This window comes from Bacteroides sp. (assembly GCF_029057325.1).
Classification (GTDB): Bacteria; Bacteroidota; Bacteroidia; order Bacteroidales; family Bacteroidaceae; genus Bacteroides.
The window spans coordinates 1-2,371 of sequence record NZ_JAICZW010000195.1 but is presented as its reverse complement, the minus strand read 5'-3'; the positions used below and the strand labels follow the sequence as shown (position 1 = coordinate 2,371).

3 protein-coding genes are annotated in these 2,371 nt (G+C 43.7%); all 3 read left to right on the top strand.

Going from position 1 to position 2,371, the window contains the following annotated elements; all coding sequences use genetic code 11:
- The first annotated feature begins 768 nt into the window (after positions 1–768).
- The 3 genes from K2G43_RS12860 (at position 769) to K2G43_RS12850 (ending at position 2,331) form a co-directional block, all read left to right on the top strand.
- The gene (locus tag K2G43_RS12860) at positions 769–1,068 is read left to right on the top strand and encodes a hypothetical protein (RefSeq protein WP_297645488.1); all 300 of its coding nucleotides are present in this window, start codon (positions 769–771) and stop codon (positions 1,066–1,068) included.
- A gap of 179 nt (positions 1,069–1,247) precedes the next feature.
- A complete protein-coding gene (locus K2G43_RS12855) occupies positions 1,248–1,613 on the top strand; it encodes an SH3 beta-barrel fold-containing protein (protein ID WP_300155880.1) in 366 nt (121 codons plus the stop codon).
- Positions 1,614–1,629: 16 nt separating this feature from the next.
- Positions 1,630–2,331: a Lin1244/Lin1753 domain-containing protein gene (locus K2G43_RS12850; RefSeq protein WP_300155877.1), complete on the top strand. Its 702-nt coding sequence runs from the start codon at positions 1,630–1,632 to the stop codon at positions 2,329–2,331.
- Positions 2,332–2,371 lie beyond the last annotated feature (40 nt).

Below are 2,371 nucleotides of genomic sequence, written 5' to 3'. Positions count from 1 at the left end.
GATTTATAATTTATTAAGTTCCGCAAGTTCTTGAACTTGCTTTCAGTGAACAGGTAAACGAGTGCACAAGGCTCTCCCATCCGCCTTTTTATAAATGGGAAATCTATAAAAAGGGTGTTCCTCCGGGGCTTTGAACTCTCAGTATATAACTGTAGTCCAATCACTTGCGGGCATCCTATATAAAATACGACAAGCTTTATGCCCCTCTTGTCCACTGATTCTCTGTAACTGTTCATTACCTTAGGGTAAGAGACTATAAACGAACGTATTAGAAACAAAAAAGCGTTTTTTAATCGTACGTTTAATGAACACCTGTTTCAAGCTTTTACAAAGTGCGCTCAAAAAGCTAAAAACAAGAAGGCTTTAACTGATTTACACATATTCCATATACTGCTGACATTCGGCATTATACACTTATCACCACTCCTCATTGGAAACATTTTTTTATCAAACATTTTGCCATTACAAAAAACGTATCTATCTTTGCGTTCATTAAACGTACGTTAAAAAGACAGGATATCACCTTATATATCAACCACTTAAAACACACCCTTTCACATTTCCCTTCAAAATTCCCCGTTTCTCCCCCACTTTTTATATTTTCGCATTATTTAACCAGAATAAAAAACAATTAAACGAATGTAGAATCACACCAATGAAAGAACTGAAAAAAAGAAGAGACTCAACGGTAACGAATTGAGAAGTGCGTCGTATCAAGCTGATACACAGAAAGAGAGAAAAACAAAAGTAAAAAAACGAAGCTCCATTGTGGATGAAAAATTATTGGCGGAACGGGTTTACTATGGAAGACAGACCCATATTTATGTGGGTTACTTAAGGGCCTTTAAATCAGGCTATTTCGAAGGAACTAAAATTAGGAGAATAACAGATATAGCCAGGCTGTTAGCCACATCCGAAAACTTCACAAAGAGAACCAGAGGAGAACAGAAGCCACTGACTTACAGCACGATAATCACCGAACTGGAAAAGGTGTGGGCCATCATAAAACAGGAAGACACCACGCAAATCGACCCGTACGGATATGACGTAAGGATAAATTACCGATAGTAAGACACATGAAAAGGCGGTAATTTTGCCACCGTCAGCAACCGAACGGAAGGGCTACACCTTTCTCGCCGGATGGTGTAGCCCCAACAGGGCAAGGGTGTAGCCATCCGCACTGAAAGGTGTAGCCCTTTTTTCATCGCTGATTATCACATATTTAATAACCCTAAAAACAGAACAGAATGGGAAAAGAGAAAACCGGAATCGAGGAACAATTTGTATCCAAAACGGAAAAAGCGAAAAGACGATGGGAAAAACGGATCATGGAAAACACGTCGTTGGGCACGGAGTCCGCACAATGGATGGCGCAGCGAATAGGTTCCCTGCTGGAATACATGCGATACGGATATGCGCTGATCGCCTACCGGAAGCAGGACGGAAGCTTCTACATGGGGAAAGGGACACTCATTCCATACGAAAACGACTTCAAGAAGAAGCATGACGTGGCCGGCGTCAAAGCCCACGTGGCCTATTGGGACGTGGAACGGCAAGGATGGAGGACCTTTCTGGTTGAGAATTTTATGGAGTGGAGACCGATAGTAAACTAATAAAAAAACAAAAGCCATGGAAGCATATTTATTGCATGACGCCAATGCGGGCAGCAACTTAAAACTAATGATCATGATACAAGAGGAAGGAATGAAAGGATACGGCATCTACTGGACGGTGCTCGAATTCCTCAGGTTGCAGAACGAATATAGGGCCAGCCTGAAAGTGATCCCCATACTGGCGCAAAAGGCGAGGGTGACAACCGCCACACTGAAGCGGATCATCTATGACTATGCGCTGTTCGAGATGAACGAGACGAGCTTCTCATCCCCCGGACTGAGCCGGCGCATGGAGCCGTGGGACGCACAACAGGAGGCAAAAAAGGAGGCGGGACGTCGCGGAGGACTGGTTAACCAGCAGAGAATCAGGGACGCGAAGGCAAGCAGCGCTTTAGCAAATAAAATAAATGAAGAGAATAAACAAAACCCCTCTATATCTCCCCAAAGGGAGACGGGAGGAAGGAAAGAGGAGACTCTTCTGGACCCGCCGGAATATACGCGCAACAGACAGACGCACAACTACCAGGGGCTGATGGAAGAACTGGCAAGGCAGAAAATCACAGACATACACGACCTGAATGCCATACTCAGACTGACGGATTTTGGAAAGCTGGGAGGCAAAATCTGGAAAATACTATATGAATTGAACAGCTCGCCACAACTGAAAGCCAGAATCATGATGCCAGGAAAGTACATACTGAAACTACTCAGGGGGTAGATTTACACGGATTTTGCACTTAAAGGAGTTATTCGGGAGT

Excerpts from the sequence above, each read along its gene's own strand:
- K2G43_RS12855 (WP_300155880.1), top strand. The coding sequence starts at position 1,248 with ATGGGAAAAGAGAAAACCGGAATCGAGGAACAATTTGTATCCAAAACG.
- K2G43_RS12850 (WP_300155877.1), top strand. The coding sequence starts at position 1,630 with ATGGAAGCATATTTATTGCATGACGCCAATGCGGGCAGCAACTTAAAA.